Source organism: Thermosynechococcus sp. FA-CM-4201, from assembly GCF_054689355.1.
The window spans coordinates 2,261,524-2,278,191 of the sequence record NZ_CP079920.1 but is presented as its reverse complement, the minus strand read 5'-3'; the positions used below and the strand labels follow the sequence as shown (position 1 = coordinate 2,278,191).

General features: G+C 53.8%; 13 protein-coding genes. 2 read left to right on the top strand and 11 right to left on the bottom strand.

Annotated features, from left to right (window positions below):
* Nucleotides 1-40: 40 nt before the first annotated feature.
* Together KV190_RS11115 and KV190_RS11110 are read left to right on the top strand one after the other, a co-directional pair.
* Nucleotides 41-649, top strand: a complete 609-nt coding sequence (locus KV190_RS11115) for a Uma2 family endonuclease (RefSeq protein ID WP_460193395.1) — start codon at nt 41-43, stop codon at nt 647-649.
* A 497-nt stretch (nt 650-1,146) separates the two neighbouring features.
* A complete protein-coding gene (locus KV190_RS11110) occupies nt 1,147-1,548 on the top strand; it encodes an AbrB family transcriptional regulator (protein ID WP_460193394.1) in 402 nt (133 codons plus the stop codon).
* A 15-nt stretch (nt 1,549-1,563) separates the two neighbouring features.
* Here KV190_RS11110 and KV190_RS11105 read toward each other — a convergent pair whose 3' ends face one another.
* From KV190_RS11105 to KV190_RS11055, 11 genes are all read right to left on the bottom strand, one after another.
* A complete protein-coding gene (locus KV190_RS11105) occupies nt 1,564-5,205 on the bottom strand; it encodes a hydantoinase B/oxoprolinase family protein (RefSeq protein ID WP_460193393.1) in 3,642 nt (1,213 codons plus the stop codon).
* Nucleotides 5,206-5,247: 42 nt separating this feature from the next.
* Entirely contained in the window at nt 5,248-7,938 is a 2,691-nt protein-coding gene (gene cphA / locus KV190_RS11100) for a cyanophycin synthetase (protein ID WP_460193392.1), read from the bottom strand.
* 93 nt (nt 7,939-8,031) lie between these two features.
* Nucleotides 8,032-9,000 carry a cyanophycinase gene (locus KV190_RS11095; RefSeq protein WP_460193391.1) on the bottom strand — a complete coding sequence of 323 codons (969 nt, stop codon included), beginning with the start codon at nt 8,998-9,000 and terminating at the stop codon, nt 8,032-8,034.
* A 22-nt stretch (nt 9,001-9,022) separates the two neighbouring features.
* A complete protein-coding gene (locus tag KV190_RS11090; RefSeq protein ID WP_460193390.1) occupies nt 9,023-9,688 on the bottom strand; it encodes a Uma2 family endonuclease in 666 nt (221 codons plus the stop codon).
* Nucleotides 9,689-9,709: 21 nt separating this feature from the next.
* Complete coding sequence (locus KV190_RS11085; RefSeq protein WP_460193389.1) at nt 9,710-10,372, bottom strand: Uma2 family endonuclease; 663 nt, start codon at nt 10,370-10,372, stop codon at nt 9,710-9,712.
* A gap of 21 nt (nt 10,373-10,393) precedes the next feature.
* Nucleotides 10,394-11,062 carry a Uma2 family endonuclease gene (locus KV190_RS11080; protein ID WP_460193388.1) on the bottom strand — a complete coding sequence of 223 codons (669 nt, stop codon included), beginning with the start codon at nt 11,060-11,062 and terminating at the stop codon, nt 10,394-10,396.
* Nucleotides 11,063-11,092: 30 nt separating this feature from the next.
* Entirely contained in the window at nt 11,093-12,655 is a 1,563-nt protein-coding gene (locus tag KV190_RS11075) for a polysaccharide deacetylase family protein (RefSeq protein WP_460193387.1), read from the bottom strand.
* A 110-nt stretch (nt 12,656-12,765) separates the two neighbouring features.
* Nucleotides 12,766-13,569 carry a phosphate ABC transporter ATP-binding protein PstB gene (gene pstB / locus KV190_RS11070; protein WP_460193386.1) on the bottom strand — a complete coding sequence of 268 codons (804 nt, stop codon included), beginning with the start codon at nt 13,567-13,569 and terminating at the stop codon, nt 12,766-12,768.
* Nucleotides 13,563-14,510: a phosphate ABC transporter permease PstA gene (pstA, locus tag KV190_RS11065; protein ID WP_460193385.1), complete on the bottom strand. Its 948-nt coding sequence runs from the start codon at nt 14,508-14,510 to the stop codon at nt 13,563-13,565. Before pstA ends, pstB begins: the two co-directional genes overlap by 7 nt.
* A 2-nt stretch (nt 14,511-14,512) precedes the next feature.
* Complete coding sequence (gene pstC, locus KV190_RS11060; RefSeq protein WP_460193384.1) at nt 14,513-15,526, bottom strand: phosphate ABC transporter permease subunit PstC; 1,014 nt, start codon at nt 15,524-15,526, stop codon at nt 14,513-14,515.
* A 134-nt stretch (nt 15,527-15,660) separates the two neighbouring features.
* Nucleotides 15,661-16,668 (bottom strand): PstS family phosphate ABC transporter substrate-binding protein, encoded by a 1,008-nt coding sequence (locus tag KV190_RS11055; RefSeq protein ID WP_460193383.1) that lies wholly within the window; start codon nt 16,666-16,668, stop codon nt 15,661-15,663.

The following is a 16,668-nucleotide window of genomic DNA, read 5'->3' as shown; positions in this document are numbered from 1 at the left end:
AAGAATGCGTCACTCCTGAGAGTCTGCCTAAAATTAAGTCATGATCACGACCACTTGCCAACCCACTCAAGCCCCCCAACCCGTGCGATTTACGGTGCAGGACTATCACCGTTTACTAGAATTTGGGTTTCTGAGGGAAGATGACCATATTGAGCTAATTCGGGGGGAACTGGTGCGCATAGCGGCCAAGGGAGCAGCGCACGAAAGCTGTCTGCGGCGATTGTTGCGAATTTTACCGAAGATTGTCGGCGATCGCGCCACGCTTCAGTGCCAGTCGCCGATTACGATTGCCTTGGATAGTGAGCCACGACCCGATGTGGCGATCGTCAAAAATCGAGAAGATGACTATGCCTCAGCCCATCCTACGCCTGCGGACACACTCCTTGTGATAGAAGTGGCGGATTCATCCCTCGAGTACGATCGCACCGTGAAACTATCACTTTATGCTGAAGCCAAGATTCCCCATTACTGGCTGTTCAATGTCAGCGATCGCACGCTGGAAGTTTATAGCGAACCTGCTGAAATTACACCGCGGCAGTTTGGCTACCTCAGCAAAAGAATTATTCCCACCAAGGGGGTTGTGCAATTGCCGCAGTTCCCTGAACCAGTGCTTGAGCTTGCTGCTATTTTCCCAAATAGTTCACAATGATCAGCAGGCGAACGAGGGTTTGACGCTCTTGGGCTTTTCCACCTCACACTGAAGCGATTGTTGTGAGCATATTCAATTCTTGCAAAAAGTGCCGTAAGTTTGATTAGCGTCATTTTCTGAAGGATAGAGCATCTACGTCTCTTTTCTTAAATATGGCAGACCTCAATGGTGATGAAAACCGCTGCCACCGTGGCTTTTGTAGTATTGCGTCTGTGCGACAACCGTGAAAAGGGTCGTAAAAGAGGTGGCGTACTTTGTACACTAGTCCTCAGCTTTTTGAGCCTCTTGCCTTCCTGTGAAAAGGGGTGTAAATGTAACTCTCTTAAAGGAAATGTAAAACCCTGACTCAAGGGCGATCGCAACTTGAATTCTGAAAAAAATTATGGTTTGCTAAAGATAGAGACTCATTCATTACGAGTTCGCTGTCAGACTTTGGCACTCTTTGATTGAATCGCCAATGAATAGACAGTATTTGATCATTGAAAAGGTAGGTTAAAATGGGACGCAAACAAGTAGAACCCTTGACAGGTGCTGCTTTATTAGAGAAGTACAAACAACTGGAACATCTCAGCCACGAGGAAAAAGCAAAGGCCTGTGGCTACTATACGGTCACCCAAAGTGGTAAGGAGCGCATCAGCAAACTGAAGTTTAATAAGGCACTTCTGGAAGCCTTGGGTATGAATCTTGATACTAAGTCAGGGCGTGGTGGCAGCCGAGGCGGTCGCAGTGCCAGTTATCGAATTACGGTACAAGCCAATGGTAATTTGCTCATTGGTTCAGCCTATACCAAGCAAATGAATCTCAAGCCGGGGGATGAATTTGAAATTACCCTTGGCCGTAAGCACATTCACCTTAAACAAGTGAGCAGCAACGGTCAACCCACCGACGATGAAGATTAATTTGATTTGATATATCTAATCTGAGAGATAAGGTACCCCAAATCCACCACCACCAGGGGTACAAATGCGCAGGCGATCGCCCGCTTGGACATTGATTGTGGCGGTTCCTGCTAAGGGATGGGGGATTTGGCCGAGTTTCAGCCATTGATTTTCACCAACCGCACCACACTCACCACCCGCAAGGCCAAAAGGGGGGATTTTTCGCGACTGGCTGAGGAGGCTGACGGTCATGGGTTCACGAAACTCAAGGACACGAATTGCCCCATCTCCCCCCGGTTGCTGCCCTTTGCCCCCACTGCCCCGGCGCCGGCAAAACTCCCAAACAATCACGGGGTAGCGGTTTTCGAGCACTTCGACATCGGTGAGCCGAGAGTTGGTCATGTGGGTTTGCACGGTACTGGCTCCGGCAAAGGTGGCTCCTGCCCCAGCGCCGCCACAGATGGTTTCGTAGTATTGATAGCGATCGCTCCCAAAGCTGAGGTTGTTCATCGTTCCCTGGGCTGCCGCCATAATGCCGAGGGCACCGTAGAGGGCATTGGTGAGGGTTTGCGAGGTTTCGACATTGCCAGCAACAACCGCCGCCGGGAACTGAGGGTTTAACAGTGAGCCTTGCGGCACCCGCAGTTCAATGGGACGCAAACAGCCCGCATTCAGGGGAATGTCCTCTTGCACAAGGGTTCGGAAGACATACAGCACAGCCGCCTTGGTAATGGCAAGGGGAGCATTGAAATTGTCATTGGTTTGCTGGGAGGTGCCTGCAAAGTCGAGGCAAGCGGTACCGTTGTTGCTATCAATGGTAATTTGCACCTGAATTTGGCTGCCATTGTCCATTGCAACGCAAAAGCTGCCCCCTTGGAGCGATCGCAGACATTGGCGCACACACGCAGCGGCATTGGCTTGGCTAAATTCCATGTAGGCAGCCACAACCTCGCGACCATAGCGATCGCACAGGGTGATCAGTTCTTGTACCCCCCGCTGATTGGCAGCAATTTGGGCTTGCAGATCCGCCAGATTCTGCTCAGGGTAGCGAGCCGGCCAAGGGGCTTGGGTCAACAGTTGAGCAATCGCCGCCTCTTGAAACTCTCCCCCATCCACCAGCAGCACATTATCAAAGAGAATTCCCTCTTGACGCACATCGGTACTATTGGCCGGCATGGATCCGGGACTAATTCCGCCAATGTCAGCATGGTGTCCCCGCGAGGCAACAAAGAAGGCGGGTTGCGCTTCCCCCTTGAGAAACACCGGTGTAATCACGGTAATATCCGGCAGGTGGGTGCCACCGCGATAGGGGTTATTTGTGGCAAAAACTTGACCCGCCCGAAGAGTGTTGCCTTTCTCGGCCAGCAATGCCTTGACACTTTCGCTCATTGACCCCAAATGGACGGGGATATGGGGGGCATTGGCCACGAGGTTGCCAGCAGCATCAAACAGAGCGCAGGAAAAATCCAACCGTTCTTTGATATTGACCGAGGCACTCGTTTGCTGGAGCGTTACCCCCATTTGCTCGGCAATGGCGCGAAATAACTGCTGAAAAATGGCCAGTTGCACTGGATCCGCAACGGTGGCGGCAATCTGCTTTGATGGTTGCGGGGATTCCTGAAGAGGACGCAGCCACAGCCCCCCTTGATCATCCACTTCTGCCTGCCAGCCCGCCTCAACCACATTGGTACCCGTAGCATCTAAGATCAAAGCTACCCCTGTAATGACCTGATGGGCAGGAAGGCGATCGCGCTCATAGACGGGTGCTTTGTGCCATTGGCCTTTGCTGTAAACCGAGACATGGGCAAGGGGCGTGAGTTCTGTGGCGGCATGGGGCATCGTGACCGCTGGAACCGCCTGAACAGCAACGGCTTCAACCGCGATTTGACCGATGCGGAGCGATCGCCCCCGTATAGTAAACCCATAGCGATCGCGATGGGCGTGGGCAAAGGCTGCTGCCATCCTTTCTTGATCTGCCCAGGGCACCCAGAGGATGGTATCTGTCCCGACATAACCTAAGCCAATGCGCACTTGACTTTGAATCTGCGGGCGATCGACCCCTTGGGCAACCAGTTCATCTATGGCTTGCTCTGTTAGCTGTTCAATTTGGCCTTGCAGCTCCGCCAGAACAGCGGCGGTGAGGGGTTGTTCAATCGTTTGCTCCTTGAGGACCCGCAGCTCCGCCTGACCAATGCCGTAGGCCGAGAGCACCCCCGCATAGGGATGGAGATACACCTGCGGCATTCCCAACACCTCGGCAATCAAACAGGCGTGTTGGCCGCCGGCACCACCAAAACAGCAGAGGGTATAGTCGCGCACATCGTGCCCCTGCTCGAGGGAAATTTTCTTAATTGCCTGTGCCATGGTATTCACGGCCACCTCAATGAAGCCAGCGGCCACATCGGCAACACTGCGGGCATCCCCCGTGCTCTCGTAGATCTCTTGGCGCAGTTGAGCAAATTGCTGTTCCACCGTCTCGCGATCCAAGGGCTGGTGACCATCGGTGCCAAAGACCGCAGGGAAATAGGCGGGCTGAATTTTCCCCAAGAGGATATTGGCATCCGTCACTGTGAGAGGTCCGCCACGACGATAGGCGGCAGGTCCGGGATTGGCACCGGCAGAGTCTGGCCCCACTTGGTAGCACCCCTGATCAAATCGCAAAATCGAGCCACCGCCGGCAGCGACGGTATGCACGGCTAGGAGGGGCGATCGCAACCGCACACCGGCAATCGTCGTTTCCTGCCACCGCTCATACTCTGGCCAAGGGGCATCCGGATTGTGACGATAGTGGCAGACATCTGTCGAGGTGCCCCCCATATCTAAACCAATCAGCCGCTCAATCCCTGCGGCTAAAGCAGTGCGCACCACCCCTACCATCCCCCCAGCAGGGCCTGAAAGCAGACTATCCTTACCGCGAAAGCAGGCGGCTGCCATCACACCGCCATTGGACTGCATACAGTAGAGGGGAATTTGCCCCAATTCCCCCTGCACCCCCTGTAGATAGCGATGCAGCACTGGCGACAAATAGGCATCCACAACGGTTGTATCGCCGCGGCTCACCAGCTTAATCAGGCCACTCACCTCATGGGACACCGACACTTGGCTAAAACCCATCTCCCTTGCCAAGGCTGCCACCTGTTGTTCATGGTCAGGGTAGCGGTAGCCATGCACGAACACAATGGCGCAACTGCGGATGCCTTGGTCATAGACCGCTGCCAATTGTGGCTTCAGGGCTTCTAAATCAAGGGGGACGAGAATTTCCCCTTGGGCACTCACTCGTTCTTTGACTTCAATGACCTGGCTGTAGAGGGGCGGTGGTTGCTGAATTGCTAAGGCAAACAGATCCGGGCGGTTTTGGTAGCCAATGGCTAGAGCATCCCCAAAGCCTTGGGTAATCAGGAGCACCGTTGGCTCGCCTTTGCGTTCCAAAAGGGCATTGGTGGCTACCGTTGTCCCCAGTTTCACAATTTCAACGGCTTCACTGGGAATGGGGGCATCCGGTGCTAGCCCCATGAGGGTACGAATTCCCGCGACTGCTGCATCGCGATACCGCTCTGGATTTTCTGAGAGCAGCTTGTGCACCACCATCTGACCATCCGGACGGCGGGCGACAATATCCGTAAATGTGCCCCCGCGATCGATCCAAAATTGCCATTTACCTTGGATCCGACTGCTCATTGAGGGTGATGCTATCAGCGTTGCCAGCGGTCGAGAACCTGCCTAATGGGAGATGGAGGGGTTGAGATCACCACTGGTGGGAATTCCCTCACTGTGAAAGCCATTGGTCGTTTCCCCTTGGAGCCGTTGATGATGCTGGTGAATCAGTTGAATGGTGCGGCTGACTTCTGCTGGAAAGATCACCACTAGGGAGCCTTGGGGAGCGCGATCGAGGGCAAATTGAATCGCCGCCACCTCGTCATGGATGATGTCATACTGCCGCTGTACACTGTGGTGATGTACCCCCCGTTCAATCCAATAGGCGGCATCGCCGCGAGGCCGGCCACGGGTATCGTCATCTTCTTTAATGATGATCCAATCAAAGATTTTCGCTGAGAGTTCACCCAGTTGTTCCAAGTCTTGATCACGGCGATCGCCCGGTCCGCCAACGACCCCAATGCGCTGTCCCGGCCATTTTTGGACAAATTCACCAATGGCCTCATACCCTGCTGGATTGTGGGCATAGTCCACCAGGACACTAAATTGCCCCAAATCAAAGAGGTTCATCCGCCCGGGGGTTTGCTCCACCGAGGTGCGGAAGGTGGTCAAGGCAGCGCGAATATGCTCAATACTGATGCCTTGGGCAAAGGCGGCTAGACTGGCAGCGAGGGCATTGGCAATCATAAAGCCGGCTCGACCGCCAAGGGTAATGGGCACATTTTCTGCCTGCTCAATCCGTAGCGTCCAGTCCCCTTTCAAAATTGAGAGATAGCCATTTTCGTAAACGGCGGCGAGACCCCCCTGCTGAATGTGCTGCCGAATAATCGGATTGTGGGGATTCATCGAGAAATAGGCGACTTGGGCTTTGACTTGGCGTGCCATTCCCGCCACGAGGGGATCATCGGCATTCAAGACAGCGTAGCCATTCGGCCAAGCGGATTCCACCACCACGGCCTTCAAATCTGCCAACTGTTCAACGGTGTCAATATCGCCAAGGCCAAGGTGATCAGCCTGCACATTGAGCACCACCCCGACATCACAGTGGTCAAAGCCCAAGCCGGAGCGGAGAATACCGCCGCGCGCTGTTTCTAGGACAGCAATCTCAACGGTGGGGTCTTGCAGGATCAGTTGGGCACTTTGAGGCCCCGTGGTATCCCCTTTTTCCACCAGATAATCGCCAATATAGATGCCGTCTGTGGTGGTGTAGCCAACGGTTTGCCCCGTTTGTTTGCAGATATGGGCAATGAGGCGGGTGGTGGTGGTTTTACCATTCGTGCCCGTAATCGCAAAGATCGGGATGCGGCAAGGCGTTCCCGGTGGAAAGAGCATATTCAACACTGGTTCAGCGACATTGCGGGCAATCCCTTGGCTGGGGTTCGTGTGCATGCGAAAGCCGGGAGCAGCATTGACCTCGACAATCACACCGCCAACTTTAGGCAGAGGCTGACTAATATCGGGGCTGACAACGTCAATCCCCGCAATATCGAGACCAATGATCCGAGCCGCCCGCTGGCAAATCCAAACATTTTCCGGGTGAATTTCATCGGTGCGATCGACAGCAATGCCACCGGTACTCAGGTTCGCTGTGGCGCGTAGATAACAAATTTCCCCCGGTTGCAAGACCGTATTCAGGGTGTAGCCCTGTTTTTCCAAGAGTGTCCAAGTGTCGTGGTTGACCTCAATGCGAGTGAGGATATTATCGTGACCATCTCCCCGCTGCGGGTCTTGGTTGGTTTTCTCAATGAGTTCTTCGATGGTGGAGCGGCCATCGCCAATGACATGGGCTGGTACCCGTTCAGCAACAGCGACTACTTTGCCATTGACCACTAGAACGCGGAAGTCGCGACCCGCATGGTAGCGTTCGACAATCACTGATTTGGAGACACTGCTGGCAATTTCAAAGGCTTCTTCGGCTTCTTCTAGGCTGTTGATGTCAATCGTAATCCCCCGACCGTGGTTGCCGTTGAGGGGCTTAATGACAATGGGATAGCCACCGATGTCCTCAATGGCTTCGGGGAGGTCTTCAATGTAGCGAACGACGGTTCCCTTGGGCACGGGAATGCCGGCATCCTGAAGCAGTCGCTTTGCCCCTTCTTTGTCCCCTGCCAGTTCCACGGCCAAGATGCCACTGCGATCGCTCAAGGTGGCTTGCATGCGATGACTGCGGGCGCCATAACCCAATTGAATAATCGAGCGACTGCTCAACTCAAACCAAGGAATATTACGGGCTTCCGCCTCGCGGACAATCGCTTCCGTACTCGGGCCAAGGGAGGCTTTGGCTTTCAACTCGCGGAGATCGGCGAGATCCTGATCCAGTTCGCGCTGGGGATAGGTGCCCGTATCAATAATGCTCTGGCACAGTCGTACCGCTGCGCGGCCGGCATAGCGACCCGCTTCTTCCACTTGGTATTCATAGACGACTTGATACACCCCCGGCGTTGAGGTCTCGCGGGTGCGGCCAAAACCAACGGGCATGCCTGCTAGTTCTTGCAGTTCGAGGGCGACATGCTCAACCACATGACCAAGGTAGGTGCCTTCGCGCAGGCGAGTGAGAAAGCCCCCTTCGTGGCCAAGGGAACAAAAATGATTGTAGAGACTGGGTAAAACCCGCACCAACCCATCCACAAAGCCGGGAATCTGATTGGAGGGGGTATTGGCCACCTCTTCTAGATCTAAACGCATAACAATCAGCTTATGACGCCGAATGCTCCAGTAATTGGGACCCCGCAGCGTTTGTAATTTGAGAATCTTCATAGAAGAGTGGCTTTTTTAAGGACAGCTTACCATTTTTAGTTTTGAGGCGAGTGACGCAATAAACTGTATCTTAAGCAACACTTTCCTGAAAACTTAATTTAGGGGAGGCAAAATACATTTGTGCTGCACCTGATGGGTGCGGAGATTGTAGCAGTCACCATCACTGAGGATGTGCAGGCGCAAGTTGTAGATACTCAAGGGTTCATTGACATCCACATGGGCATAGTTTGTGTAGCTGACATCCCGAGGATCAACAATGGTGACAGAGCCACGACCAAGAACCCGCAGCATACCATCGGCTTCAAACATGGCACAGGTATCTTCATCAATGCCGACCCCCAGCTTGTCGGGATGAGCAGAAATGGCGCTAATCAAGCGCGCGAGGCGATTGCGGTTGTGGAAGTGCTGATCCACTAAAACATCGGGAAGAATACCCAAGCCTGTGGCCAAATCCACGAGGGAGCGGTTTGGGGCTTCATTGCTGCCCCCACTGGCAATCATGCACTCACCCATGACAGCAGCACCGGCACTGGTGCCCCCAAGAATTGATTTGCCTTCCCAAACTTGATGGCGCAATTGGTAGAGGAGGGGGGTTTCATCCAGCAGTGCCGACAAACGCAGTTGATCGCCCCCGGACATAAAAATGCCAGTACAGCGACTCAGGCGAGCCAGCATCTCTTCCTGTTCGGCATCGGCGCGATCGCCCACCAATAGAACGTCCACTTCGCGCACACCTATTTCGCGGAAAATATCGTGGTAGAGCCGCCCCATAGCATCGGGTTCACGGGAAGCAGAGGGAATGACGCCAATGACGGCATCTAGGCCGCCAGCACGTTGGCAAAAGGTGGTGAGAATTTGTCGCCCACGTACTTTGTCTTCTGCTCCCCCGATCGCCATCACTAAACCTTTGTGACCAGAATGTTGATTGGTCGTTTTGGAAATGGGGTCTAATTGCAACATAGGGCTACGGTGAATGAAACGTTCAATCGGCAGACAGAATCGATGCATTTGGCAAGGGCGATGCCAATACCCCCCTATTGACACGGGGATTCTATACAGCATAATGCCAGATTAGGGAAATTTTTTAAGTTTCGGTCAAGATTTGCACAAACGCTTGATGGTCAGGGGTGGCAATTCCCTGTTGGAGGACTCGCAAGACAGTACCCAGATCATGGGCGAGTAAGGCCTCAGGGGCGAGCCAAAGGCCGGGGAATTGGCGACTGCGAATTATTCCCTCAGCATCGGCAGTGAGTGGCTGGTAGTCTTCTGCTTCAAGTGAGAACCAGTGGATTTGGCGATCGTAGGTACACCAGACGAGGTATTCCTGAACGCCATTGCGGCGGTACACCCTGAGCTTATCGTGTAGGTCGTAGGCGGCACTGCTGGCGGCAATTTCAACCACGAGTTCCGGTGCGCCCTCGATATAACCATCCTCACTAATGCGGGAGTTGCCCCCGTTTTCGAGGCGGAGAACGGCATCGGGCTGCGGTTCATTATCGCCATCCAAGCGAACCGTCGGATTGTCATAGACAAGAACCCCCGGTGTAACTGCTTTGTAAAAACCGAGCCAAGCCATGATCTCGGCATGGGGCTGACTGTGACTGACACGAACGGGTGAAGCCACGTAAACAATTCCCTCAATCAGTTCTGCTTTTTTCAGGTGGGGCATGGCCGTATAGCGCCGCTCGAATTCGGCTCGTGTCAGGCGATCGCCATTTTCAAGGGGGGGCAGAGAATACTTTAGTGTCATGGCTCTCTCCTCAGAACCTCTCTATCGCTGCTGGCGAGCCACAAACGCTTGATGGTCGGGGGTGGCAATTCCCTGTTGGAGCACTCGTAGGACAGTAGCCAGATCATGGGCGAGTAAGGCCTCAGGGGCAAGCCAAAGGCCGGGGAATTGGCGACTGCGAATTATTCCCTCAGCATCAGCAGCAAGTGGCTGGTATTCCCCCGCTTCAAGTGAGAACCAGTGGATTTGGCGATCGTAGGTACACCAGACAAGATATTCCTGAACGCCATTGCGGCGGTACACCCTCAGCTTATCGTGCAGGTCGTAGGCAGCACTGCTGGCGGCAATTTCAACCACGAGTTCCGGTGCCCCCTCGATATAACCATCCTCACTAATGCGGGAGTTGCCCCCGTTTTCAAGGCGGAGAACGGCATCCGGCTGTGGTTCATTATCGCCATCCAAGCGAACCGTCGGATTGTCATAGCAGCCTACCCCCGGTGTAACTGCTTTGTAAAAACCGAGCCAAGCCATGATCTCGGCATGGGGCTGACTGTGACTGACACGAACGGGTGAAGCCACGTAAACAATTCCCTCAATCAGTTCTGCTTTTTTCAGGTGGGGCATGGCTGCATAGCGCCGCTCAAATTCCGCTCGTGTCAGGCGATCGCCATTTTCAAGGGGGGGCAGAGAATACTCCAGTCTCATGGCTCTCTCCTCAAAACCTCTCTATCGCTGCTGGCGAGCCACAAACGCTTGATGGTCGGGGATGGCAATTCCCGCTTGCAACACTCGTAGGGCAGTACTCAGATCATGGGCGAGTAAGGCGTCAGGGGCGAGCCAAAGGCCGGGGAATTGGCGACTACGAATTATCCCCTCAGCATCAGCAGCAAGTGGCTGGTATTCCCCCGCTTCAAGTGAGAACCAGTGGATTTGGCGATCGTAGGTACACCAGACAAGATATTCCTGAACGCCATTGCGGCGGTACACCCTGAACTTATCGTGTAGGTCGTAGGCGGCACTGCTGGCGGCAATTTCAGCTACGAGTTCCGGTGCCCCCTCAATATAACCATCCTCACTAATGCGGGAGTTGCCCCCGTTTTCGAGGCGGAGAACGGCATCGGGCTGCGGTTCATTATCGCCATCCAAGCGAACCGTCGGATTGTCATAGCAGCCTACCCCCGGTGTTGCAGCACTGTAGAACCATAACCATCCCATGATTGAGCCATGGGAGCGACTATGATCAATGCCCACGGGAGACCCCATGAATACGACTCCTTCAATCAGTTCTGCTTTTTTCAGGTGGGGCATAGCCGCGTAGCGCCGCTCGAATTCGGCTCGTGTCAGGCGATCGCCATTTTCAAGGGGCGGCAGTTGCACTGGGTGTTCAATTGTCATAGCAGGCTGTTGGGGATTCGCGTGCTGCCTTTATTGTAGTTGGTGCATTCTGCGGCTATATTGTCGCTGCTTGATTTGGGCAAGGGGGGCAACAAAGGCCGTGTTCGGAATGGTGTCTAGGGTGGCGATCGCCTGCTGCCACAAGGTTTTGGCTACGGATGCTTGTTGTGCCTTAGCGGCAAGGGTTGCCTGCTCCGCCAGTTTGAGAGCCGCTTGATATTGACCTTCAGCAGCTTGTTCAAAGGCCAGCCGTTGTTGCACCCAAGACAGGGCTGCCTGTTGCTCCCGTAGGGTGGCCGCTAGGTACTCCCGTTCGGCGATCGCCCATGGCGGTGTAGTCTTTAGCTCCTTTTCTAAAGCTTGAATGCGGGTTTCTAGTTGCAGAATCAACTGCTGAAGCTGTGCCGTTTCTTGAATCGTCAGCCAAGAAGGGGGTTCTGGTAGACTCGTTGGCTCTTGAGCCGCAATCAACTCAGGGACAGTGACAAATTGATAGCCCTTAGCCCGCAGTTCGGCAATGATTCTGGGCAACGCTGCAACCGTTGCTCGCCGAGAGCCACCGCCATCATGGAGCAGAACAATGGCACCGGCATGCGCCTGCTGGACAACTGTGTTGACAATGCGATCGCTCGTTTGGCGAGGGAACCAATCCTGTGGATCCACCGACCACATCACCACACCGTAGCCCTGTTGGCTGGCGCGACTCACCAGACCATTATGGAGATTTCCCCCCGGTGGTCGAAAGAGCTTGATATTTGCCCCGCTGATGTCTGCAATCAATTGTTGGCTTTGATCCACCTCGTGCTGAGCAGCCCCAGGATTGAAGGAATGGTAGCCGTGGCTCCAAGAGTGGTTGGCCAAGACATGACCTTCCCTAACAATGCGCTGCGCTAATTCTGGGCGGGCTGCAACGGCTCTGGCAATGGCAAAAAATGTCCCTTTGACCTTTTCTTGGGCAAGAATGTCGAGCACTTGGGGCGTGTAGGTCGGATCAGGGCCATCATCAAAGGTCAGTGCCACCAGCTTTTGCTCAGGGGGTAAAGCAACCCGATTAAACACACGGCCACGGAAGGCCTCAGGGGGTGAGTAGTGGTGCCACAGGGGTGGGCGGGCGGGAGCCAGAGTAGGCGCAGCATTCAGAATGACCGATCGCACTTGTTCGACGGTGGGTTCGGGTGCCGCTGCCAACCAAACACTCGGAGACTGCCATTGGCCAACAGCTCCTAAACCAAAGATTCCTAAGACACTGGCCACTAGGGCTAAGGGTTCAAGCTGGCGATCTCCAACTGTTGCGGGTGTGGGGGTTGCAACCGGCCGAGGCCGCAGACGTACCCCCCATGCAGGGCGCTGCCCCCCCAACTGTCGCCCATAGACATCAATGGATTGCGGTAGGACAGGACTTAAAAAAGCAACCAAGACATCAAGGCAGGTGCGTTGATCGGGAATTTGCTCTGCCTCTAGGAGAATTTTCCAGCCTTCGGTGGAGTGAGCAACACGCACATAGGTGGCCTGCGGAGCAAGGCGGAGTGCTAATTCACGGGCGATCGCCTGAGGTGAAATCTCCCTGACCGTTGACTCCAGCGATGCCACCATAACTGCGTTCCTAGAGCGAGAACAAGTAACTATTAGCCCTAGGGTAGCGATCGATTCACAATCACGCCTTACCCCTTAGACCACCTTCTCAAGCGGACTTGACGCAGTAATCAACCAAAGCGACCACTGACGTAATCGGCGGTCTTCTGTTCCACTGGCTTCGTGAAGATGGACATGGTTTCGTTGTACTCAACGATTTCGCCCAAATACATAAAGGCCGTGAACTGGGAAATGCGAATTGCCTGCTGCATGTTGTGGGTCACAATCAGGATCGTCACTTGATCCTTGAGTTCCACAATCAGGTTCTCAATGCTCACTGTGGCAATGGGATCCAAGGCTGACGTTGGCTCGTCAAAGAGAATAATCGCTGGATCCGTAGCGAGGGCACGGGCAATACACAAGCGCTGTTGCTGTCCCCCCGACAGAGCTGTTCCCGGTTCTTTGAGGCGATCTTTGACCTCATCCCACAGTGCTGCATTTCGGAGCGATCGCTCCACCACCTCATCAAGAATGGCACGATTATTGATGCCGCGCACCCGCAACCCATAGGCAATGTTTTCGTAAATTGACTTCGGGAAGGGGTTGGGCTTTTGGAACACCATGCCAATCTGCATCCGCACCTCAATCGGATCCATCTGCAAGAGGTTCCGGGGGTTGTCATCCCCGAGCCAGATTTCCCCTTCGTAGCGGTTGCCAGGGTAGAGATCATGCATGCGGTTAAAGCAGCGCAGCAACGTTGTCTTTCCGCAACCCGATGGTCCAATCAGTGCCGTTACTTTCTTCTCATAGACCGGCAAATTGATATTTTTGAGGGCGTGCTTGCCACCGTAGTAAAAGTTCAAGTCCCGAACTTCTGCCAGCTTTTTGAGTGGCTCGTTCTCGGTAGCCACCACCCGATCCGTAGGCTTTACCATTTGATGCTCTTCCTAAAACGATAACGAAGATAGATAGCCGTACCATTCACCGCCAGTGTCAACACCAGCAGAACAATCCCCGCCGCCGCTGCGTTAATTTGAAAGGCCTCTTGGGGACGGGAGACCCAGTTAAACATCTGAATCGGCAGCACTGTAAAGGGAGACCAAATCCACTTAAACGAAATGTAGGGAAACTCGCTTTGAATCGGTGGATCCGGCAAGAACGTGATAAACGTCAAAGCCCCAATCGTGATTAGGGGTGCTGTCTCACCAATCGCGCGGGAGATACCAACAATAATCCCCGTGAGAATCCCCCCCATTGAGTAGGGCAGCACATGATCCGCAATCACCTGCCAGCGACTCGAGCCAACGGCATAGGCGGCTTCCCGAATCCCCTGGGGAATCGCTCGCAAGGACTCGCGGGTGGTCACAATCACCACAGGTAAAATCAGCAATGCCAGCGTGAACCCCGCCGTGAGAATACTCTCCCCCCAATTGAGGATATAGACAAAGAAACCCAGCGCCAGCAGACCGTAGATAATCGAGGGCACACCCGCCAGATTCGTGATATTGACCTCGATAAAATCAAGAAGCCAGTTTTTGGGGGCATATTCTTCGAGGTAAATGCCCGCTGCAATACCCAAGGGAATGGCCACCAAGGCGGTTACAAAAATCACCAACAGACTGCCGACCCATGCCGTGAGAATTCCTGCCTCCTCTGGATCGCTACTGGGGGGTGAAGTGAAAAATTTCCAGTTCAGCATCGGCAGACCCCGTAGGAAGAGGTCAGTCACCAGAAAAACAAGGGTCAATAGGGCAACGAGCAGGGAGAACCACCCCAGCACAATAAAAAACTGTTCCCAACGCTTGCGATTTTGAATTGAGGCGGCGATCGCGATCGGGTTGCGGAGAGTATTAAGAATCTGTTGTTGGCTAGGCATCGCTAGTACACCTCACGATAACGGCGACTAAAGAAGTAGCCCGCCACATTCAGGATCAGCGTTGCAAAAAACAGCATGATCCCTGCGGCAAAAATCGACTGATACTCCAGTGATCCGTGGGGCAAGTCCCCCAAACTCACGGAGACAATAAAGGCGGTTGTGGTTGAAGCGCCCTCCAAGGGATTAAAGGTAAACTTAGGCTGCAATCCAGCCGCCACCGCCACAATCATCGTTTCCCCAATGGCCCGTGCCAGCCCCAAAATATAGGCCGCTACAATCCCAGAGGCCGCAGCAGGCATCAGCACCTTAATCGCCGTTTGCAAACGAGTTGCCCCCATGGCATAGGAACCCTCCCGCAGTTGAACGGGAACCGCCTGCAATGCATCCTCTGTCAAGCTAGTGACATAGGGCAGCACCATTAGGCCAACCACAATCCCTGCCCCCAGCATGTTGAAGCCCGGCAGTTCGTAGTATTCCCAAGGTTCCTTGCCGGGGCTGAAAAACTGTTGTACGCCGAGAATAATTTTCTGGAGGAAGGGGGTGACCACCAAAAGGGCAAAGTAACCATAAACCACAGTAGGAATCCCTGCCAGAATCTCCAGAATCGGCTTAAGAAGTTCCCGTGCTTTAGCGGGTGCAAACTCGCTCAGATAAATGGCCGCAATCGTGCCTAGGGGAATCGCTACACAACTGGCCACAAAGCAGGTTGTGAATGTCCCAGATAGCAAGGGCAAGATACCAATCCCCACGGGCTCAATGAGGGGTGACCAGTCGGTGCTAGTAAAAAATTCCACCAAGGCCTCAAAGAGAGACTCTTGATGTACCTCCATCACCTTTTCAAAGAAAATTGCTGTTTCAGCAAACAAGATATAGATGATGACAAGCGTGGTCACGACCGATGAGATCGCTGCCAAAAAGAGAATGCCAGCAATGATCCGCTCACGCCAAATCCTGACGGTACGGGATGGCAAGGCAACAGGTAACTTCGTGGAGTAGGGTAGGGGCTGTTCTACCATGGGTATTATTCCAGCAAGCAAAAATCTTCTAGTTGGAATTTATCTTTAAGAGAATCAACGACCGAGGTTGACAAAACAGGAAAAGAGGGTGGAGGGCTGAGACCTCGCACCCTTCCCTACATCAAAGTATTAGCTTATTGGGGTTGCATTCTCAGCAGTTGGTTGATTGTCAAGCCAATGGCCTCTTTGCCCCCAAAGACCGTACCCACACGGTTGCGGTTGAAGTTAGCCAAAATCGTGCGGTAGGCACTGGCTGGCAGAGGAACGTACTTCACCTTTTTCACTGTTGCAGGGGCATTGTTCAGGTAGTAGGTGACAAACTGCCGTACTTCAGGCCGCTGTGCTGACTTAGCGTTGACATAGATAAAGATGGGACGGGAGAGAGGCTGGTACGTCCCATTCAGCACGTTTTGCTCGGAGGGTTGGACAGGGCCTTTGCCGTTGTCAATGGCGACAGCTCTGACCCGATTGCGGTTTTCCATGAAGTAGGCAAACCCAAAGTACCCTAGGGCACCGCGATCGCGAGCTACCCCTTGCACCAGCACGTTGTCATCTTCACTGGCGGTGAAGTCTTTGCGGCTCACTTTGGCTTTACCGTTAATCGCTTCCGTGAAATAGTCAAACGTCCCAGAGTCAGCCCCCGGCCCAAAGAGTTTCAGAGGAATATTGGGGAAACCTTGGCGCACTTGGCTCCAGTTGTTGATTTTTGAATCTGGCCCCCAGATATTTTTTAGTTCAGCAACAGTTAGACTTCTTGCCCAAGTGTTTTGGGGATTCACTACCACAGTTAGGGCGTCATAGGCCACGGGTAGCTCGATGAAGTTGATGCCAGCGGCGCGACAGTCAGCAATTTCTTTAGCCAGAATCGGGCGAGACGCATTGGAAATATCCGTTTCACCCCGGCAGAACTTCTTGAAGCCACCGCCTGTACCAGACACACCAACAGTTACACGAACTTTGCCCCCTTGGGCTTTTTGGAAGGCTTCAGCAACAGCTTCGGTAATGGGGAAAACAGTGCTGGAGCCATCAATGCGAATCGTAGGTGTCCCTTGGGAAAAAGCAGCAGGAATCAGGCTACCCGACAGAGCCGCGACGGCTGCAACTACCCCTAAGCGGGTATAGCTTTTTGCAGATGTAAACAT

Coding starts and splice junctions, on each gene's coding strand:
- KV190_RS11090 (WP_460193390.1), bottom strand. CDS start 9,688: ATGACACTAAAGTATTCTCTGCCCCCCCTTGAAAATGGCGATCGCCTG.
- KV190_RS11075 (WP_460193387.1), bottom strand. CDS start 12,655: ATGGTGGCATCGCTGGAGTCAACGGTCAGGGAGATTTCACCTCAGGCG.
- cphA (WP_460193392.1), bottom strand. CDS start 7,938: ATGAAGATTCTCAAATTACAAACGCTGCGGGGTCCCAATTACTGGAGC.
- KV190_RS11115 (WP_460193395.1), top strand. CDS start 41: ATGATCACGACCACTTGCCAACCCACTCAAGCCCCCCAACCCGTGCGA.
- pstC (WP_460193384.1), bottom strand. CDS start 15,526: ATGGTAGAACAGCCCCTACCCTACTCCACGAAGTTACCTGTTGCCTTG.
- KV190_RS11095 (WP_460193391.1), bottom strand. CDS start 9,000: ATGCTGTATAGAATCCCCGTGTCAATAGGGGGGTATTGGCATCGCCCT.
- KV190_RS11105 (WP_460193393.1), bottom strand. CDS start 5,205: ATGAGCAGTCGGATCCAAGGTAAATGGCAATTTTGGATCGATCGCGGG.
- pstA (WP_460193385.1), bottom strand. CDS start 14,510: ATGCCTAGCCAACAACAGATTCTTAATACTCTCCGCAACCCGATCGCG.
- KV190_RS11110 (WP_460193394.1), top strand. CDS start 1,147: ATGGGACGCAAACAAGTAGAACCCTTGACAGGTGCTGCTTTATTAGAG.
- KV190_RS11085 (WP_460193389.1), bottom strand. CDS start 10,372: ATGAGACTGGAGTATTCTCTGCCCCCCCTTGAAAATGGCGATCGCCTG.
- KV190_RS11080 (WP_460193388.1), bottom strand. CDS start 11,062: ATGACAATTGAACACCCAGTGCAACTGCCGCCCCTTGAAAATGGCGAT.
- pstB (WP_460193386.1), bottom strand. CDS start 13,569: ATGGTAAAGCCTACGGATCGGGTGGTGGCTACCGAGAACGAGCCACTC.
- KV190_RS11055 (WP_460193383.1), bottom strand. CDS start 16,668: ATGTTTACATCTGCAAAAAGCTATACCCGCTTAGGGGTAGTTGCAGCC.